This window comes from Pontibacillus marinus BH030004 = DSM 16465 (genome assembly GCF_000425225.1).
Lineage (GTDB): Bacteria > Bacillota > Bacilli > Bacillales > BH030062 > Pontibacillus > Pontibacillus marinus.
In genome coordinates, this window is the sequence record NZ_KE384332.1 from 60,356 (window position 1) to 79,823 (window position 19,468).

A 19,468-nucleotide genomic window follows, 5' to 3' on the forward strand; every position below is an offset into this window, starting at 1 on the left:
ATGCCTTAACATAGGAGGTGCCTTGGATTTGAACAACAATGATATTTTAGTCAGTCTTGACATAGGTACATCAAAAATAAAAGTCATTATTGGCGAAGTGATGAATGATTCATTAAATATTATCGGGGTAGGAACAGCTGCCTCTAACGGCATGAAAAAAGGTGCAATTGTTGACATAGATCAAACTGTACAGTCCATACGAAGTGCTGTAGAACAAGCAGAACGCATGGTTGGGATGCAAATTAATCGTGTTGTCGTAGGGATCAATGGTAATCATATTCAATTACAACCTTGTCACGGTGTCGTTGCAGTGCAAAGTGAAAACCGAGAAATTGATGAGGAAGATATCAATCGTGTGCTAGATGCAGCTCAGGTGATGTCAATTCCACCAGAGAGAGAAATTATTGATGTAATTCCTCAGCAATTTATTGTGGATGGGTTAGATGAGATTACAGACCCACGCGGCATGATCGGAGTTCGTCTAGAAATGGAAGGAACCATCATAACGTGTTCTAAAACGGTCTTACATAACATCTTAAAATGTGTGGAGCGAGCAAATCTTGAAGTCTTAGACATTTGCTTGCAACCACTAGCAGCTGGTTCTGTAGCTCTTTCAAAAGATGAAAAGAACTTAGGTGTTGCATTAATTGATATTGGCGGAGGTTGTACAACCATATCCGTTTTTGAACAAGGTACATTACAAGGAACTAGTGTCGTACCACTTGGTGGAGATAACATTACCAAGGATTTATCGATTGGAATGCGCACTTCTACAGAAGAAGCAGAAGATATTAAACGCAATTATGGTCATGCATTCTTCGATGAAGCTCAAGAAGATGAATCTTTTGAAGTCTCCATCATAGGAAGTGATAGGAAACAATCATTTAACCAATTACAATTATCTGATATGATTGAAGCAAGGCTAGAAGAGATTTATGCATTTATAGAACAAGAAATACGTCGAATGGGATATCGAGAACTTCCAGGCGGCATGGTCTTAACTGGTGGCGTGGTGAGCATGCCTGGCTGTTTAGATCTTGCACAAGATGTATTTCAGTCTAATGTAAGAATTGCTATCCCTGATTACATAGGTGTTAGAGAACCGCAATTCACCTCTGGGGTAGGGATTTTACAGTTCGCATATCACAATGCAAAAATTCAAGGAAAAGAATTATTCCCAGCAGTAACTATTGAAGAACCTGAAGCAAAAGTGAAAAAACAAAAGAAGCCAACAACTCAAAAGGAACCTAAAAAAGAGAAAGAGTCAGGATTATCTAATTTAATTAAATACTTTTTCGATTAATAAAGGCGTTCCCTTGGCCGTATATCATAGCTAGTAAAAGAAACTTGTAATCTTGCAAAGTGGGAGGAACGAAAAAATGTTAGAGTTTGATACAAATATGGATCAATTAGCAACCATAAAAGTTGTCGGAATTGGTGGCGGTGGTAGTAACGCCGTTAACCGTATGATTGAGCACGGTGTTCAAGGTGTTGAGTTCATCGCTGTCAATACAGATGCACAAGCATTAAACTTATCCAAAGCAGAAGTGAAGATGCAAATTGGAACGAAGCTTACACGAGGTTTAGGTGCAGGTGCAAACCCTGAAGTGGGTCGAAAAGCTGCTGAAGAAAGCAAAGAGCAGATTGAGGAAGCTTTACAAGGAGCAGATATGGTATTCGTTACAGCTGGAATGGGCGGCGGTACAGGTACAGGTGCTGCACCCGTTATTGCGCAAGTAGCGAAAGAAATAGGTGCTCTTACAGTAGGTGTTGTAACTCGTCCGTTTATGTTCGAAGGACGCAAACGTTCCAACCAAGCTGCAGGAGGTATCGACGCATTAAAGAGTAACGTAGACACATTAATTGTGATTCCTAACGATCGCTTACTTGAAATCGTTGATAAAAACACACCAATGCTTGAAGCATTCCGTGAAGCGGATAACGTACTACGCCAAGGTGTACAAGGTATTTCAGACCTTATTGCAACTCCAGGTCTTATTAACGTTGACTTTGCTGACGTAAAGACAATCATGGCAGATAAAGGTTCAGCCCTGATGGGTATCGGAATCGCTACTGGCGAGAGTCGAGCTGTAGAAGCTGCCAAGAAAGCTATTTCATCACCATTACTTGAAACATCAATTGATGGTGCACATGGCGTTCTAATGAACATTACAGGTGGAGCAAACCTAAGCTTGTATGAAGTTCAAGAAGCAGCTGATATTGTAACATCAGCAGCAGACCAAGAAGTTAACGTGATCTTCGGGTCAGTCATTAACGAGAACTTAAAAGATGAGATTGTTGTAACGGTTATTGCTACAGGATTTGATGAAAGTCAACTTGAAGCTGAGAGAAAAGGACAAGGTCGTCCATCTATCAATTCTCAGCAGCAACAACAGCAACAACAGCAGCCAGCTGAGAAAAAGCAGCGCGTTGAACCAAAACAGCGTGATATGCAAACATCTGGACAGCCATCTGGATCCAATAATCAAAAGAACTTCCAAGAGGAAGAAACATTAGACATTCCAACGTTCTTGCGTAACCGTAATCGCAGACGATAAGCTTCTATTGTTTTAAAAAAATAGAAGGTCTAAAAAATCCTGTCATGTTATCTCAACATGACAGGATTTTTTATGTTAGGCTATTATAAGTTGTTTTAAAATACATGCTTAAACGTTAATGGGGTGACTTGTTTGAAAAAGTTAGTATCTGAATGGTTTCTATCATTTCAATATATTACATACTTATGGCTATGGTTAACCGTTACATTTACGAATACTGGGAAATGGGTATTTACACTAGGTGTAACATGGCACGTCTATCACATAACAGAGTCTTCTTTTTGGTCCGGTGCGATTATGTTTGCTTTAATGTTTCCAAATTTAGTAGGGGCACCTATCGTTGGAGTATTAGCAGATAAATTTGAACGCCGAAAATTAATTTACGTAGCTATTGGATTTACACTACTGGTATTAACTACGTTAACCATTACCACAATGACTGGCCTATTATCACCTATAGGGATGGTTGCTCTATCATTCATGTTTGGACTGGGTTCCAGTATGATTAATGTGGTAATGAACACAATTGTACCAGGTATAGTCCCAAAGAAAACTTTATATAATGCGTATTCTTTAAAGGCTGTTGGACAAAGAGGTTCCGAGTTTGTCGGTCCTTTATTAGCCACTCCACTTTTAGCATTCATGGGACCGCAATTGGTTTATATCATAGGTGCTGTCATTTATGTGTTAGCTATCTTATTTGTTGGATTCCTGAACGTCCCTAAAATGGTTGAGAACGATTTAGTAGATCAAGAGAATTTTATTTCTTCTCTCATAACAGGTTTGAATTATATTCGGAATAATCGATATATATTTGGCATCATCGTCTTAGTTGGTTTGCATTGTGCACTCACAATGGCATTTATGGGAATGTTACCGAGTTTCGTCACCAAAGGTCTGGGATCAAAGTCAGACTTTTATGGATTTCTTATGAGTATGGTAGGTCTAGGTGCCATATTCGGCACTTTGTCTTTGGCGGGATTAAAAAGTCATGCCTTAAAGGTTAAGTTATTTTGGGCTAGTTCTGTGCTTAGTGGATTATCTTTATCCTTCCTAGGATTAAGTAGTAATAAAACGTTTGCCATCATCGCTATTTTATTGGTTGGCTCTTCACAAGCCCTATTTATGACATTAACAAATGCATTTATTCAAGAAGCGACCGATGAGCATGTCCGTGGAAGAGTAACAAGTGTTTATTATGTGTTAGCAGCAGGGCTTATGTCTATTGCTAATTGGGGCTATGGTTGGTTAGGGAATGTAATTGACCCTCGTTTAATCATGGTGACTACAGGAATAGTATTCTTGGTGGTAGTGGTTTTATACTGGGGCGCTACGAACAAAGCCATGGCGAGACCAACCACTGTAAATGAAAATATTAGTGTCTAGGATTAAAAAGTCTTGCGTTTACCAAGGCTTTTTTTTATTCAAGATAAGTTTTTGTTAGCCGACAAAATCGTTGAAAATCTTCAAAAATAAGTTCAACTCTCTCTACAGAATATGACAGACTTCTATTTCTATCTTCGCTATACTTACTCTCACAAGATGAACTTTCTAGTAGGAAGGCAAGAAGGGGAGGACATTGTGACCATTTATTTAGATGCCGTTTGGCTTTTGAACTTTTTCTTGGACTGGATGATCTTGATGCTTACGCATAGCTTATCCAAATCACAAAATAACCGGTGGAGACTTGTTATAGGTGCTATGGTTGCCTCATTGCTCGTACCTATAAACCTCTACTATCCAGCATCTATTTGGTCATCTCCTTTAGTCAAGGCAATCTTTTCAGCCATCATTATATTAACTGCATTCGGGTTTAGGAATCTTCGTATTTTTGTACGTCATATTCTCTACTTTTATTTTATTACCTTCGCTATAGGAGGAGGGTTGTTTGGACTCTATTTTGTATTGAATGAACAAATTCAAGTATCGAATGGTGTAGTTGTGACGTATCAAACTGGATTTGGTGATGGTATTAGCTGGTTGTTTGTATTTATTGGATTTCCAATTGTTTGGTGGTTTACAAAAAAACGAATGGATCAATTGGTCGTACAGCAAATGAAATATGATGAGATGATCCAAGTAAGGTTGAGCATCGAAGGAGAAATTCATGAAACAACTGCGCTTATTGATAGTGGAAATCAATTGACCGATCCGATTACAAAACGACCAGTCATTATATGTGATGAAGCATTGATGAGAAAGTGGTTTTCAGAGGGGGAATGGGGGCAATTGAAGAAAGCTAATGATGACCTTGCTTTAGATCAACTACCCGAAAGATGGAGTGATAAAATACGTATCATTCCGTATCAAGGTGTCGGCGGTCAGGGGGCATTTATGATGTCGATAAAACCTGACTGGCTTGAAGTTACTATTCAAGAGAAGCATGTAAACATCAATCAAGTCTTAATTGGCTTTCAATTTGGACAACTAGCTCCAGATGATAGCTATCATTGCTTAATGCATCCACACTTATTAAAGACGATTGCAGTGGACTCTGCATAAGATCGTGTTCATAAAGGAGGAGTATGATGGGTAAATGGCGACTCAAATTACAATTATGGTGGTATAAGTTTTTAATCAAGATTGGGTGGAAGACAGATGAGATTTATTACATAGGTGGAAATGATGCCCTGCCGCCTCCCTTATCTAAAGAGGAAGAGCAAGAACTTTTAAAAAGATTACCGAAAGAGGACAAAGCGGCGCGAGCTATGCTAATCGAAAGAAACCTACGACTTGTCGTGTACATTGCTAGGAAGTTTGAGAATACAGGAATTAATATTGAAGATTTAATTAGTATTGGTACGATTGGCCTTATTAAAGCTGTAAATACCTTTAATCCTGAAAAGAAAATCAAACTAGCGACGTATGCTTCACGCTGTATAGAAAATGAAATTTTAATGTATTTACGTAGAAATAACAAGATTCGAAGTGAAGTCTCCTTTGATGAGCCTCTTAACATTGACTGGGATGGAAATGAGCTTTTACTTTCTGATGTGTTAGGAACGGATGATGATATTATTACGCGTGATTTAGAAGCCCACGTGGACAAGCGCCTTTTGAAAAAAGCACTCGAGTCGTTAAATGAGCGAGAACAGCAAATTATGGAGTTGCGTTTTGGGTTAATTGGTGAAGATGAAATGACACAAAAAGACGTAGCAGATATGTTAGGCATCTCACAGTCTTACATCTCGAGACTTGAGAAAAAAATCATTCGCCGATTGAAGAAAGAATTTAATAAAATGGTGTAATTCGAAAGAAAATATAATAACAAGTCAAAAGAGGGTGAATTCTAAGAAGGATTCAGCCCTCTTTTTGTGTTTTAGGACAAATTTTATGTTCATTAGTTATTCAACAATCTGGCAGTAATGTTGAATAAGGTGTGGAGTGGTTCCGTTGCTAATGTGCAGTGCGGCAGGCTGTGGAACGGGTTGCTTTCCTGCGGACGAAGCGCCGAGCCTCCTCATTCGCAAGCTCCTTGCGGGGTCTCGTCACTCCGTTCTTCCGCTGGAGTCAACCCGTTCCACAGCCCACCTTGGCCGAATGGGGAATAACGGAACCGCAGCGATATTAAGTGGACAATGCTTACGGACATTTGTTCCTTTATTTTGAACTTTAAAGGCATTTCGAGAATCGTTACGGACATATGATCCCTTATTTGTGACAAATTGGTATTATTCAAGGTGATTTGAAGCAAATAACGGAATGAATGTTCGTAAGCTCTTCAAAGAAGTTAGTTTAAATTAAAATAACGGAACAGATGTCCGTAAGGTTTAGAACTCACACATCTTGGGTCCGTTAATCTGCACAACAGCAAAGGGGTGAGGGAAACGGCAAACTCCCGCGGTAGAAAGGGCAGATGAGACCCCGCAAGGAGCGTAGCGTATGAGGAGGCTCAGCTGGTCTTCCGCAGGAGTATTGCCGTTTCAACGAACCCCTTACTCCTCACAGAAGCAACGGACTCTTCTCAACTTATCTCGATATTAAGTTTTCAACAATAGGGGGCTTTTACGGAATAAGAGCCTTAACGCTATAGAGAATTTTTTGAAAAAATTTACTATATCGGTATAGTCCTTTAATACCAAGGATTAGAGAATGGTTCTGTCGATTTCTGTCGTGTTTTTGGATTGGGTTCTGCATATTTTTCCCTCATGAGGAGATACTGATTTTTGACAGCATCTCCACATAGGAGGGTATAGATTTGACAAAACATAAGGTTGAAATATGCGGAGTCGATACATCCAAATTACCAGTACTTAAAAACGATGAAATGAGAGAACTATTTAAACGCATGCAAGCAGGGGAACATTGGGCCCGTGAAGAACTCGTTAATGGTAACTTACGTCTGGTTTTAAGTGTAATCCAGCGATTCAATAACAGAGGCGAGTATGTGGATGACTTATTTCAAGTTGGCTGCATTGGCTTAATGAAATCAATCGATAATTTTGACTTGAGTCAGAATGTTAAGTTTTCCACCTATGCAGTTCCAATGATTATTGGGGAAATTCGACGATACTTAAGAGATAATAACCCAATTCGAGTGTCCCGTTCACTACGTGACATCGCTTATAAAGCTTTACAAGTAAGAGAGAAGCTAATGAGTAAAACATCAAAGGATCCATCACCCATGGAGATTGCTGAAGAGATGGGCGTACCACATTCCGATGTTGTATTCGCATTAGACGCTATTCAAGATCCTGTTTCATTATTTGAACCTATTTACAATGATGGTGGAGACCCTATTTTTGTTATGGATCAATTAAGTGACGATACAAACAAAGATACAATTTGGATCGATGAAATTGCACTTAAAGAAGGCATGAGAAGGTTAAATGAACGTGAAAAGATGATACTCAACTATCGTTTTTTCCAGGGGAAAACTCAAATGGAAGTTGCTGATGAAATTGGCATCTCCCAAGCGCAGGTATCCCGTTTAGAAAAAGCAGCTATTAAAGAAATGAATAAGCAAATGTATGAATAAAAAACATGAAGAATCGGTACCGTGTTGCACCTGATATTTGTGTAATCAACAAATATGGGTGAATGCACGGTACCGTTCTATTTAGGGAAGGGGTGTGCATATAGTAATTATAGGGGTGGTGTGGATATGGTTACGATTTCTGAATTACAAGTTAAGGAGATTATTTCAGTTGAAAATGGGGAAAAACTTGGACATATGACTGATTTAGAAATTGATGTAGATCGAGGAAGACTCATCTCTATAATCATAGGTGGAAAAGGAAAGATGATGGGATTTCTTGGTAAGGATGAAGAGATCATTATTCCTTGGGAGTCGATTTTAAAAATTGGTGAAGATGTTATTCTTGTAAAGAAAGCAACCCAGCCTGCTTTATTTGCTCCAAATCAAGCAGATTAAGCCTAATCTCACAAGAATTTTGTCTGAAAATATGATAGAATATAGAAAAACTTGCCGAACGGCAAGTTTTAAGCCTATATTAGACTATGAATTTATACTTACTAGAGTTTTAAAACAGTCATATTAATCGTTAGAATAAACTTAAATGTATGGAGGATGAGACATGTCGGAAGGTTTTCATCATACGCATCCGTCCTATTTAGAAATAACAAAATGGACTTATGCTCACCCAGAGCTTGTTGTGGGCATGACCACCCGTTTAGGTGGATCAGGGGAGCCTCCATTTGATTCATTTAATCTCGGGTGGCATGTACCAGATCGTCAGGAAACAGTACACCAAAATCGAGAGACATTGGCCTCTCTTTTACAATTTCCAATGGAGACTTGGATTGGTGGAGAACAGGTACACGATACGGATATTTATACCGTAACCAAGAAAGATAAAGGGAAGGGTGCATATAACCAGGAATCGTCTATCCCAAACTGTGATGGTTTAATAACAAGAGAACCAAATGTGTTACTGACAGCTTTTTATGCTGATTGTGTTCCTTTGTTTTTCTTTGATCCCATTACTGGCTGGATAGGAATCGCGCATGCAGGTTGGCGAGGAACTGTAGCGAAGATGGGCCCTAAAATGGTTCAGGCTTTGGTTGATAAAGGCGTAGATCCTAAAACGTTGCGAGTAGGGATAGGTCCATCGATTTGTGGAGATATGTATGAAGTGGATGACACTGTTATCCAACAGCTTCCAGAAAAGTATCGAGAAGAGCCAATAGTTCAATCTCAAGAAAATGGACGTTACCTTTTATCTCTTCAAGATATGCATGTTGATCTATTATTAGAAGCTGGTGTAGAGGAAAAACATATTGAACAATCCGAGTACTGTACATATCAAAATGATCATTTATTTTTCTCGCACCGACGTGACCAGGGGAAAACAGGACGAATGTTAGGATTCATTGGACTAAAAGAAAAATTATAGCAAGGAAGGAGCATGTCCTTCGTGAACGTTGCAGAAAACTTAGAAACAATCCAAACGAATATCAGACAAGCCTGTGAGAGAGCAGGTAGATCCATTAATGAGATATCCATTATTGCTGTTACAAAGTATGTGTCGATTGACCGAGCTAAGCAAGCGATTGAAGCGGGAGTCGAACACTTAGGAGAAAACAGAGTAGAAGGTATGAATGAAAAGTATGATGAAATTGGACAAGATGTTCAATGGCATTTTATCGGAACTCTGCAATCTCGGAAAGTTAAAGAAGTGATCGATCAAGTATCCATGATCCATTCCCTCGATCGCAAATCTTTAGCAAAAGAGATTCATAAGCGCTCCGATCGTAAGGTGCCATGTTTTGTTCAAGTAAATGTTAGTGGTGAAGAATCTAAACATGGATTAGAGCCTGAGGATGTCATTCCATTTATTGAAACACTTCGCAACTATGAAAATATTGAAGTGACTGGTCTGATGACGATGGCTCCTTATATAGAAGACCAGGAAAAGTTAAGATCAATCTTCAGAGAGCTCAGAACAATTCAAGAAGAAGTTGAAGCGAAAGAATGGTCTCATGCACCATGTAAGCATCTATCTATGGGAATGAGTAATGATTATGAAATTGCCATTGAAGAAGGAGCTACTCACGTACGAATTGGCTCCAAGCTAGTTGGCAAGGAATTTTAACAAAGGGGTGAAACATTATGAGTTTAAAAAACAAACTACGAAACTTTTTTATAGAAGATGAATACGAGTATATTGAAACAGAAGAAGAAGCTGAAGGACCGGAGCCGATGCATCAACAACAACAATCAAGTGATTCTAAAAAGCAAAATGTAGTAAGCTTAAAAAGTATGCAACAGTCTTCTAAGGTTGTCCTTTGTGAGCCACGTACGTATAATGAAGCCCAAGAGATTGCTGATAATCTTGTGAATCGCAAAGCTGTTGTGATCAATCTTCAGCGTGTAGATCATCAACAAGCAAAACGAATTGTAGATTTTTTAAGCGGAACGGTGTATGCTATTGGTGGAGATATTCAAAAACTTGGCGCTCAAACATTCCTTTGCACACCTGAGAATGTTGATGTTTCTGGTACAATATCAGAAGTTATGAATGAGAGCGATGATTTTTAGAAAAGGTGGTTAACGATTTTGACTGGTATTTTACTAATGATTTTAGAGCTTGTAGACTTACTGCTAACAGGCTATTTCTTTGCATTAATCGGTTACATACTTATGTCTTGGTTTCCTGGAGCACGTGATTCATCGATTGGAAACTTCCTTACAAAGATTTGTGAACCCTATTTAGAACCTTTCCGTAAAGTAATTCCTCCAATTGGTATGATTGATATTTCACCAATTGTAGCGATTTTCGTACTGCAATTTGCACAAGGTTCTGGTTTACTTGCATTAGAACGCCTTATATATAATCTAGCAGGCTAATGGAGACTCATGGAGACATGATCTCCTTTTTCATTTAGAGAGAATTCTGAAGGAGTATAGCTTATGGAGATTTATCAGCACTTTCGAAAAGAAGAGCAGCCGTTCATTGATCAGGTCTTATCCTGGCAGGAAGATGTGGAACGGATGTATCAACGGAAACTGACAGACTTTCTGGATCCTCGTCAGCAGAAGATCTTTCGGACGATTATTGGGAATCATGATGATTTTTTATTAAGAGATTATGGAGGATCCTCAACTGCAGAACGAAAAAGGATGATCCTAGCTCCTTATTATGAGCAGATTGAGGAAGATGATTTTCAAGTGACATTGCTTGAAGCAAAGTATCCAAGTAAGTTTGTAACACTTGAGCATAAGGATGTACTCGGAGCATTCATGTCCCTTGGTATTAAACGAAGTAAACTTGGAGATTTAATTGTTACTGAAGATACCATTCAAATTCTAGTAGCCTCAGAAATTGTAACGTATGTCCAAATGAACTTAACAGGGATCAAAAAAGCAGGCGTTCAATTTGAGGAAAAGCCTCATGTACATTTACTTGAGAGCACAGAAGAGTGGTCTGAGAGTACAGGTACTGTAGCTTCTTTAAGGTTAGATATTATGTTAAAAGAGATTTACAACTTATCCCGTCAAAAAGCTTCCCTCTATATTGAAAAAGGGTTGGTTAAAGTAAACTTCCAAACTGTAGATCAACCAGCTTTCTTATTAGAAGAAGGAGATATGATCTCTGTACGTGGTAAAGGACGAAGTCAGCTCAATTCCATTGAAGGAAAAACAAAAAAAGACAAATGGAGAATTGTGACGTCTCAGTTAAAATAAGTACAAGGAACTAGAAGGAATATGTGCATCTTTGTCGAAATAAATAGTATCTACAAGACTGTTCGTGAAGAGCAGTCCGTATATCAAAACCCTACACCCTAAGGAGGTGGCCCGTGTGGCACTAACACCATTGGATATTCATAATAAGGAATTCACAAGAGGCTTTCGCGGTTACGATGAGGATGAAGTAAACGAGTTTTTAGATCAGATCATTAAAGACTATGAAGTGGTCATCCGTGAAAAGAAAAAACTTGAAGATAAAGTTCAAGAATTAGAAGAAAAACTAGGACACTTCAGTAACATTGAACAAACGCTAAACAAGTCTATTCTTGTTGCCCAGGAAACGGCTGAAGAAGTGAAAACGAACGCTAATAAAGAGAGTAAATTGATTGTAAAAGAAGCAGAGAAAAATGCTGATCGTATTATTAATGAAGCTCTTGCTAAGTCTCGTCGTATTTCATTAGAGGTAGAGGAACTGAAGAAACAAGCGAAGGTCTTCCGTACTCGTCTGAAAATGATGGTTGAAGCACAACTAGATATGATTGATAATGATGATTGGGACGATCTGTTTAACGTTGAAATTGATGAAGAAACAGAGTATGAAAAAGAATTAGCCGAAAATAATTCTTGACGTTGAATTTATTTTTACATATAATTCATAAACAGAAATCATACCATTGTTAATTACGATGACAGGGTTCGTACAATAAATCTATCTTGACTAGCGAATCAGGGATGGTGGAAGCCTGAAGCATGACATTTATTGTCCTATCCCCCTCGAGTACCCTTACTGAACATAGTAGGTTAGGGCGTTTCATTCACGTTACGAATGCTGAAGTGGATTTGCTTCCAATTTTTGGGCAAGTCTATAAGGGTGGTACCGCGAGACCTTCTCGTCCCTTTATGGGATGGGGAGGTTTTTTGTATATTTAGAGGTATTTCCCATGTTCAACATGACCATCATGAGTAATTGAAGGAGGAGAAAATGCAATGAATTATAAAGATACCTTGTTGATGCCAAAGACGGAATTCCCAATGCGTGGGAACCTTCCAAATCGTGAGCCAAATCAACAACAAGAGTGGGAAGAACAGAATATTTATGAAAAAGTTCAACAACGAACAGAAGGACGTCCACTATTCGTCCTTCATGATGGACCTCCATATGCTAACGGAGACCTTCACATGGGACATGCGTTAAACAAAATCCTTAAAGATTTTGTAGTTCGTTATAAATCAATGGCCGGGTACCATGCACCTTACGTACCAGGCTGGGATACACACGGTTTACCGATTGAACAGGCGTTAGCTAAGAAAAAAGTAAATCGTAAGAAAATGACAGTAGCAGAATTCCGTGAGCGTTGTAAAGAATATGCGTTGAACCAGGTTGATAATCAGCGTAGTCAATTTAAGCGTCTAGGCGTTCGTGGTGATTGGGACAATCCATACATTACATTAGATGAAAGTTATGAAGCTGCTCAAATTGAAGTATTCGGCGAGATGGCGAAGAAAGGTTATATCTATAAAGGGAAGAAACCTGTTTATTGGTCTCCTTCATCTGAATCTGCCCTTGCAGAAGCAGAAATTGAGTACCATGATAAACGTTCTCCATCTATCTATGTTGCTTTTGATGTGAAAGACGGTAAAGGTGTCCTAGAAGGCGATGAGAAGTTTATTATCTGGACAACAACACCTTGGACCATCCCAGCAAACATGGCGATTTCCTTGCATCCTGAATTAAATTACGTAACCGTTGCAGCTAACGGAGCGAAATACATTATTGCTGAAAAGTTAATCGATGAAGTAGCAGAGGCACTAGAGTGGAATAACCCTGAAATCGTGAAAACCTATCAAGGTAGTGAGCTTGAACATGTTGTTGCTCAACATCCACTTTATGATCGTGACTCTCTTATTACTTTAGGAGAGCATGTAACAACAGATGCAGGTACTGGTTGTGTTCATACAGCACCTGGTCACGGTGAGGATGACTTCTGGGTTGGTAAACAGTATGGTCTAGAAGTACTTTGTCCTGTTGATGAAAAAGGTTACTTCACTTCAGAAGCTCCAGGATATGAAGGCTTGTTCTATGATGCAGCAAATAAAGATATTACTGAAAAGCTTGAGGAAACAGGAGCTCTATTAAACTTAACCTTTATTAAACACTCGTATCCACACGATTGGCGTACGAAAAAGCCAACCATTTTCCGTGCAACATCTCAATGGTTCGCTTCTATTAAAGATTTCCGTGAAGACATTTTAAGTGAGATTCGCGAAATCAATTGGATACCTAAATGGGGCGAAACACGTCTTTATAACATGGTGCGTGACCGTGAAGACTGGTGTATCTCTCGTCAGCGTGCATGGGGTGTACCTATTCCGGTATTCTATGGTGAAGATAACACTCCAATTATTACTGACGAAACGATTTCCCACGTATCTAAGTTATTCCGTGAGCACGGCTCGAATGTGTGGTTTGAGCGTGAAGCTAAGGATTTACTACCAGAAGGGTTTACTTCTGAACATAGCCCGAATGGTACATTTACGAAGGAAGAAGATATCATGGACGTTTGGTTCGATAGTGGATCTTCCCATCAGGCTGTGCTAAAAGAACGCGGCGAATTAGATCGTCCAGCAGATGTGTATCTAGAAGGTTCTGACCAATATCGTGGTTGGTTTAACTCTTCCCTATCTACATCTGTAGCGATTACAGGTAAGTCTCCATTCAAAACGATTTTAAGTCACGGATTCGCCCTAGATGGAGAAGGACGTAAGATGAGTAAGTCGATGGGGAATGTTGTTGTACCTGATAAGGTAATGAAACAGCTTGGTGCTGATATTTTACGCCTTTGGGTATCAAGTGCAGACTATCAAGCAGACGTACGTATTTCTGATAACATTCTAAAACAGGTTTCAGAAGTTTATCGTAAAATTCGTAATACGTTCCGTTTCCTACTTGGTAACCTTCATGATTTTGATCCTGCAAAAGATACGGTTGCAACAGAGAATCTACAAGAAGTTGACCAATACATGTTACTTCGTTTACAAGAACTTACACAAAAAGTTCGTGACGGTTATGATGCATATGAATATGCAACAATTTATCATGCTATTCACAACTTCTGTACGATCGATTTAAGTGCATTTTACCTTGATTTTGCAAAAGACGTTCTTTACATTGAGTCACAGGACAATCCTAGACGTCGTAGCATCCAAACAGTTTATTATGAAATGCTAACGTCGCTTACGAAAATGCTTTCACCAATCCTTTCTCACACAGCTGATGAAGTGTGGAAGCACATTCCTGGTGTTGAAGCAGAAAGCGTTCAGTTAACAGACATGCCTGAAGCAAAAGATGTTCCAAACCAAGATGCCTTAAAAGCAAAATGGGACCACTTCATGAATGTGCGCGACGATGTGTTAAAAGCTCTTGAAGAAGCGCGTAATGAAAAAGTAATTGGTAAATCATTAGAAGCGCATGTTACGTTAGTGCCTAAAGATGAGCAAACGAAAGAATTACTTCAATCAGTGGATCATTTAGAACAGCTTCTTATTGTATCTGGTGCTTCCATCAGTGATGAAGCAAGCGATGCGAAGCAATATGATCATGTTGATGTAGCTGTAAAAGCTCATCCTGGTGAAAAGTGTCAGCGTTGCTGGGTTGTAACGGAAGAATTAGGCCAGAGTGAAAAACACCCTGACCTTTGCCCACGCTGTGCATCTATTGTAGAAGAGCAATATGAATAGAAATTAATAGCTAATTGTTAAGTAGTTCAGTTTCGGGTGCAAATTAACCATTTGCACCCTGATTGGACTACTTTTTATTTGATTATGTTTATTCAACAATCTGGCAGTTATCTTGAATAAGCTGGTGCGGGGTGGTTCCGTTGCTTTTATGCAGAGCGGCGGGCTGTGGAACGGGTTGCTTTCCTGCGGACGAAGCGCCGAGCCTCCTCATTCGCAAGCTCTCTGCGGGGTCTCGTCACTCCGTTCTTCCGCTGGAGTCAACCCGTTCCACAGCCCACCTTGGCCGAATGGTGAATAACGAAACCGCAGCTATCGTACGGTTTTCTGACTTTGAATTTGTGGTTATATCATTTTGCATTCAAGTGATCTAATGCTTTATATGTAGAGGGTTTTAGGATCTGAAATACAGTTTCCCTAAGAATGAAATCAAACGATCTCAGCTATGGGTCCGTTAATCTACATACCAGCAAAGGGGTGAGGGAACGGCAAACTCCCGCGGTAGAAAGGGCGGACGAGATCCCGCAGAGAGCTTGCGAACGAGGAAGCTCGGCCGGTCTTCCGCAGGAGTATTGCCGTTTCACCGATCCCCTTACTCTCACAAAAGCAACGGACCTCCACCACAATATATCTCGAGTTCAAGTCTTCAAGATAAGGGGGCTATAATGGAATAAGAAAAGAGACAAGATGGCCTCCAATTCATTTCAATAACACTAAGCATATATTGCAAAAGTATGGTAAAATGCAGAAGGAAGAGTTTGTGAAAGAACGGAGGACGACCCATGTGGTATTATTTCATAGCAGCTGCTGTACTAATCCTAGATCAACTAACTAAATGGATGATTGTAAAACGAATGGAAATAGGAGAACATATTCCTGTCATTGAAAACTTTTTTTACATAACGTCTCACCGCAACCGTGGAGCGGCATGGGGGATTTTACAAGGACAGATGTGGTTCTTCTACATCGTTACAGCCATTGTGATTTGCGTGGTCATTTATTATATGCATAAGTACGCTAGTTCTAGTAAAGTTTTAGGTTTATCCCTTGGCTTGATCTTAGGCGGGGCAATCGGAAACTTTATCGATCGACTGTTTCGTAAAGAAGTTGTAGATTTTATAGATATCTATATCGGAAGCTATGACTATCCGATTTTTAACATAGCAGATTCAGCGCTCGTTGTAGGTGTAATCCTCGTGTTTTTTGCAACGATGCTAGATGAACGTAAGAAAGGAAGCAAGTCATCATGAGTTCAAATAATCATATCGTAACAGCAGAAGAACAAGGAGCACGTTTGGATAAGTTGCTCGTTGATCTTAATAGTGATGCATCTCGTTCACAAATTCAGTCTTGGATTAAAGATCAATATGTCATGGTAAATGGAGGACATGTAAAAAGTAATTACAAGTGCCAAGAAGGTGATGATATTTCTTGGACAGTACCTGAAGCAGAACCTCTTGAAGTTGTGGCTGAAGATATTCCTATTCATATTGTATATGAGGATAAGGATATTGCTGTAGTTAATAAACCTAGAGGTATGGTGGTTCACCCATCAGCAGGTCATCCTTCAGGAACGTTAGTAAACGCATTACTTTATCATTGTCATGATTTATCAGGGATTAATGGTGTCATGCGTCCAGGAATTGTGCATCGAATTGATAAAGATACAAGTGGATTGTTAATGGTTGCGAAAAATGACAAAGCCCATGCATCACTTGCTGAACAATTATCTGAGAAGACCATCGATCGAAAATATGTTGCTATCGTACATAGAGAGATTCAACATGAGTACGGCACAATTGAAGCTCCAATAGGCCGAGACCCTAAAGATCGTCAAAAGATGGCTGTGGTGGAAGGGGGAAAAGATGCAGTAACTCACTTTAAGGTATTGCATTTATACCCTGAGTTCTCGTATATTGAATGCGTACTCGAAACAGGGCGAACGCACCAAATTCGTGTTCATATGCGTTACATTGAACACCCACTTGCTGGTGATCCCAAGTACGGCCCAAGAAGGACATTACCGATTGATGGGCAGGCTTTGCATGCCAAACACTTAGCCTTTGAACACCCAACTACAGGGGAGTGGATGGAATTCGATCAAGAGCCACCTGAAGCATTCCAAAAACAATTGGATGAACTTCAGAAAAGATCTTGACTTTTCCCTTATCATTTGTGATAATCTTTAATTAGAAAACATAACATGACCCTTTAACTTAGTCCCGTGAGGCTAACAAGGAATGCGGATGAATATACAACTATGTCTTTTATAGACTTCGTATATCCAAAATCCCCTTGTCTCTCATGGCAAGGGGATTTTTTTGTGGTCATTACCAAGGAGGTGCACGATTTGGAGAAAAAAGCTTCCCTACTAGATGAAGCAGCCATTCGAAGAGCATTAACACGAATTGCTCATGAAATATTAGAGAAAAACAAAGGTACAGACGGACTCACTTTAATTGGCATTAAAACAAGAGGGGTACCTTTGGCACAACGTTTAGCCAAAAAGATTTCAGAGATAGAAGGCGTAGACGTACCTATAGGGGAAGTTGATATTACCCTTTATCGTGATGATCTTACGAAAGAAAATGATCAGGAAGAGCCTGAAATTAAAGGAATGAATGTTAAACAGGATATCACGAATCAAAAAGTGATACTTGTAGACGATGTCCTATACACAGGTCGCACAGTTCGAGCAGCAATGGATGCAGTAATGGATCATGGAAGACCAGCGCAGGTTCAATTAGCTGTACTCGTAGACCGAGGACATAGAGAGTTACCTTTAAGAGCTGATTATGTAGGCAAGAACATTCCTACATCTTTAGATGAGATCATCGGAGTTAACTTAAGTGAAACCGATGAAACAGATGAAGTAAGCATTTATTCAAAATAGAACAGAAGACCTTTAATTTAGTTCAGAGAAACTGAAAAGGTCGCTTAGATAGGAAACGTGTATCTTCGAGGATACGTGTACCTCTTTGCGAGCTTTTCGCAAAGAGGTTTTTTTATGAGGAAAAAGGGAGGACGAAAGATATGAATAAAAATGAAAAGATTTTAGATGTACGTGATGTACCCAATTGGCCAAAATGGTTAACTTTAAGCCTACAGCATTTATTCGCCATGTTTGGTGCTACAATATTAGTTCCTTTCTTAACGAACTTATCACCAGCAGTTGCACTTGTTTCAAGTGGACTTGGCACACTTGCTTATTTACTCATTACAAAAGGTAGGGTACCAGCTTATCTAGGGTCAAGCTTTGCTTTTATTGCTCCAATAACGGGGGCCATGTCTGCCGGGGGCGTAGAAGGTGCCATGGTAGGAAGTTTTCTAGCCGGATTGGTTTACGGACTTATATCAGTACTCATTCGCATGTTTGGATTAAACTGGCTTATGAAAATCTTACCTCCTATCGTAGTGGGGCCTGTCATCATCGTAATTGGGCTTTCACTTGCTTCTACTGCAGTTGATATGGCTTCAAATGATGCTGATGGAAATTATAGTTTAACTCACCTAATGATTGCACTTGTAACACTTGGTGTGACCATTATTGCTACGGTGTTTTTCAGAGGTTTCTTAAACATCATCCCAGTTCTTTTAGGAATAACAAGTGGTTATCTTTTAGCTCTTGGAATTGGATTGGTAGACGGATCTCAAGTGAAAGCGGAATGGATCGAGTTAACATCTGCTAGTGGAGTTGGAGAGTTTCTAACAGCACTTTTCCAAGTACCAGACTTTGTCATCCCATTTGCAGATTATAACCCGTTGAATGTCTTAACATTAAACATCGTAACGATCATGGTTCCGATTGCTTTTGTAACATTAGCTGAACATACAGGAGATCAGATGGTTCTATCTAAGGTAGCAGGGCGTAACTTCTTAAAAGAACCTGGACTTCATCGCTCAATTGCGGGCGACGGTATTGCAACCATCATCGCTTCAATGCTTGGTGGACCACCAAATACAACCTATGGCGAAAATATTGGGGTATTAGCAATAACACGTGTATTCAGTGTGTTTGTCATCGGAGGAGCTGCAGTACTAGCTATACTGTTTGGCTTTACTGGAATTGTGACAGCAGTTATTTCAGCCATTCCAACAGCTGTTATGGGTGGTGTTTCCATTCTGCTATTCGGAATAATCGCATCTTCAGGCCTTCGAATGCTTACTGATAATCAGGTGGATTTAGGAGATAAGCGAAATTTAATTATCTCTTCTGTCATCCTTGTAGTTGGAATTGGTGGAGCTTCTGTTAAAGTACCAGCTTTCAACCTTGACTTATCAGGTATGGCCTTAGCTGCCCTTATCGGTGTCATCCTTAACTTAGTCCTCCCAGGAAAAGAAAAAGGCTATGGCAATGGTAAGATGTTTGAAGAGAATGAAGAAATTAAAGAAAACGCAGAGGATTCTGCAGCATAAATGACTCGAAAGACACGTTTTAATAAAGTCCCGTGAGGCTTTAAAGGGTGTTCGGTTCGACATGTTTGACGTACCCAATTTTAGGGGGCCGAGAACTGTACCAGCACTC

General features: G+C 39.6%; 18 protein-coding genes and 1 other annotated feature. All 18 genes read left to right on the forward strand.

Annotation, left to right across the window (positions count from 1 at the left end; translation table 11 throughout):
* Positions 1-28 precede the first annotated feature (28 nt).
* Complete coding sequence (ftsA, locus tag H514_RS0118005) at positions 29-1,303, forward strand: cell division protein FtsA (RefSeq protein ID WP_027448201.1); 1,275 nt, start codon at positions 29-31, stop codon at positions 1,301-1,303.
* Between the two features lie 76 nt (positions 1,304-1,379).
* The gene (gene ftsZ / locus H514_RS0118010; protein ID WP_027448202.1) at positions 1,380-2,558 is read left to right on the forward strand and encodes a cell division protein FtsZ; all 1,179 of its coding nucleotides are present in this window, start codon (positions 1,380-1,382) and stop codon (positions 2,556-2,558) included.
* Positions 2,559-2,690: 132 nt separating this feature from the next.
* Positions 2,691-3,944, forward strand: coding sequence for an MFS transporter (locus H514_RS0118015; RefSeq protein ID WP_027448203.1), 1,254 nt, complete (start codon positions 2,691-2,693; stop codon positions 3,942-3,944).
* Between the two features lie 195 nt (positions 3,945-4,139).
* A complete protein-coding gene (gene spoIIGA, locus H514_RS0118020) occupies positions 4,140-5,060 on the forward strand; it encodes a sigma-E processing peptidase SpoIIGA (protein ID WP_027448204.1) in 921 nt (306 codons plus the stop codon).
* 26 nt (positions 5,061-5,086) lie between these two features.
* Positions 5,087-5,806, forward strand: coding sequence for an RNA polymerase sporulation sigma factor SigE (gene sigE / locus H514_RS0118025; protein WP_027448205.1), 720 nt, complete (start codon positions 5,087-5,089; stop codon positions 5,804-5,806).
* Positions 5,807-6,756: 950 nt separating this feature from the next.
* A complete protein-coding gene (gene sigG / locus H514_RS0118030; RefSeq protein WP_027448206.1) occupies positions 6,757-7,536 on the forward strand; it encodes an RNA polymerase sporulation sigma factor SigG in 780 nt (259 codons plus the stop codon).
* Positions 7,537-7,662: 126 nt separating this feature from the next.
* Entirely contained in the window at positions 7,663-7,932 is a 270-nt protein-coding gene (locus H514_RS0118035) for a YlmC/YmxH family sporulation protein (protein ID WP_027448207.1), read from the forward strand.
* A gap of 163 nt (positions 7,933-8,095) precedes the next feature.
* Positions 8,096-8,914: a peptidoglycan editing factor PgeF gene (gene pgeF / locus H514_RS0118040; RefSeq protein WP_027448208.1), complete on the forward strand. Its 819-nt coding sequence runs from the start codon at positions 8,096-8,098 to the stop codon at positions 8,912-8,914.
* A gap of 21 nt (positions 8,915-8,935) precedes the next feature.
* Complete coding sequence (locus H514_RS0118045; RefSeq protein ID WP_027448209.1) at positions 8,936-9,613, forward strand: YggS family pyridoxal phosphate-dependent enzyme; 678 nt, start codon at positions 8,936-8,938, stop codon at positions 9,611-9,613.
* A gap of 17 nt (positions 9,614-9,630) precedes the next feature.
* On the forward strand, positions 9,631-10,059 hold the full coding sequence (locus H514_RS0118050; RefSeq protein WP_027448210.1) for a cell division protein SepF: 429 nt from the start codon (positions 9,631-9,633) through the stop codon (positions 10,057-10,059).
* A 36-nt stretch (positions 10,060-10,095) separates the two neighbouring features.
* Positions 10,096-10,368 (forward strand): YggT family protein, encoded by a 273-nt coding sequence (locus H514_RS0118055; RefSeq protein WP_036843245.1) that lies wholly within the window; start codon positions 10,096-10,098, stop codon positions 10,366-10,368.
* Between the two features lie 63 nt (positions 10,369-10,431).
* Positions 10,432-11,205: a YlmH family RNA-binding protein gene (locus H514_RS0118060; protein ID WP_027448212.1), complete on the forward strand. Its 774-nt coding sequence runs from the start codon at positions 10,432-10,434 to the stop codon at positions 11,203-11,205.
* Positions 11,206-11,320: 115 nt separating this feature from the next.
* Positions 11,321-11,836 carry a DivIVA domain-containing protein gene (locus H514_RS0118065; protein WP_027448213.1) on the forward strand — a complete coding sequence of 172 codons (516 nt, stop codon included), beginning with the start codon at positions 11,321-11,323 and terminating at the stop codon, positions 11,834-11,836.
* Between the two features lie 49 nt (positions 11,837-11,885).
* Positions 11,886-12,109, forward strand: a binding site (T-box leader).
* An 86-nt stretch (positions 12,110-12,195) separates the two neighbouring features.
* Complete coding sequence (ileS, locus tag H514_RS0118070) at positions 12,196-14,946, forward strand: isoleucine--tRNA ligase (protein ID WP_027448214.1); 2,751 nt, start codon at positions 12,196-12,198, stop codon at positions 14,944-14,946.
* A 779-nt stretch (positions 14,947-15,725) separates the two neighbouring features.
* The gene (gene lspA / locus H514_RS0118075; RefSeq protein ID WP_027448215.1) at positions 15,726-16,193 is read left to right on the forward strand and encodes a signal peptidase II; all 468 of its coding nucleotides are present in this window, start codon (positions 15,726-15,728) and stop codon (positions 16,191-16,193) included.
* Positions 16,190-17,101 carry an RluA family pseudouridine synthase gene (locus H514_RS0118080; RefSeq protein ID WP_036842529.1) on the forward strand — a complete coding sequence of 304 codons (912 nt, stop codon included), beginning with the start codon at positions 16,190-16,192 and terminating at the stop codon, positions 17,099-17,101. The genes lspA and H514_RS0118080 overlap by 4 nt, the downstream gene beginning before the upstream one ends.
* A gap of 192 nt (positions 17,102-17,293) precedes the next feature.
* Positions 17,294-17,836 carry a bifunctional pyr operon transcriptional regulator/uracil phosphoribosyltransferase PyrR gene (gene pyrR / locus H514_RS0118085; RefSeq protein WP_027448217.1) on the forward strand — a complete coding sequence of 181 codons (543 nt, stop codon included), beginning with the start codon at positions 17,294-17,296 and terminating at the stop codon, positions 17,834-17,836.
* A gap of 140 nt (positions 17,837-17,976) precedes the next feature.
* Positions 17,977-19,359, forward strand: a complete 1,383-nt coding sequence (locus H514_RS0118090) for a solute carrier family 23 protein (RefSeq protein WP_027448218.1) — start codon at positions 17,977-17,979, stop codon at positions 19,357-19,359.
* The last annotated feature ends 109 nt before the right edge of the window (positions 19,360-19,468 follow it).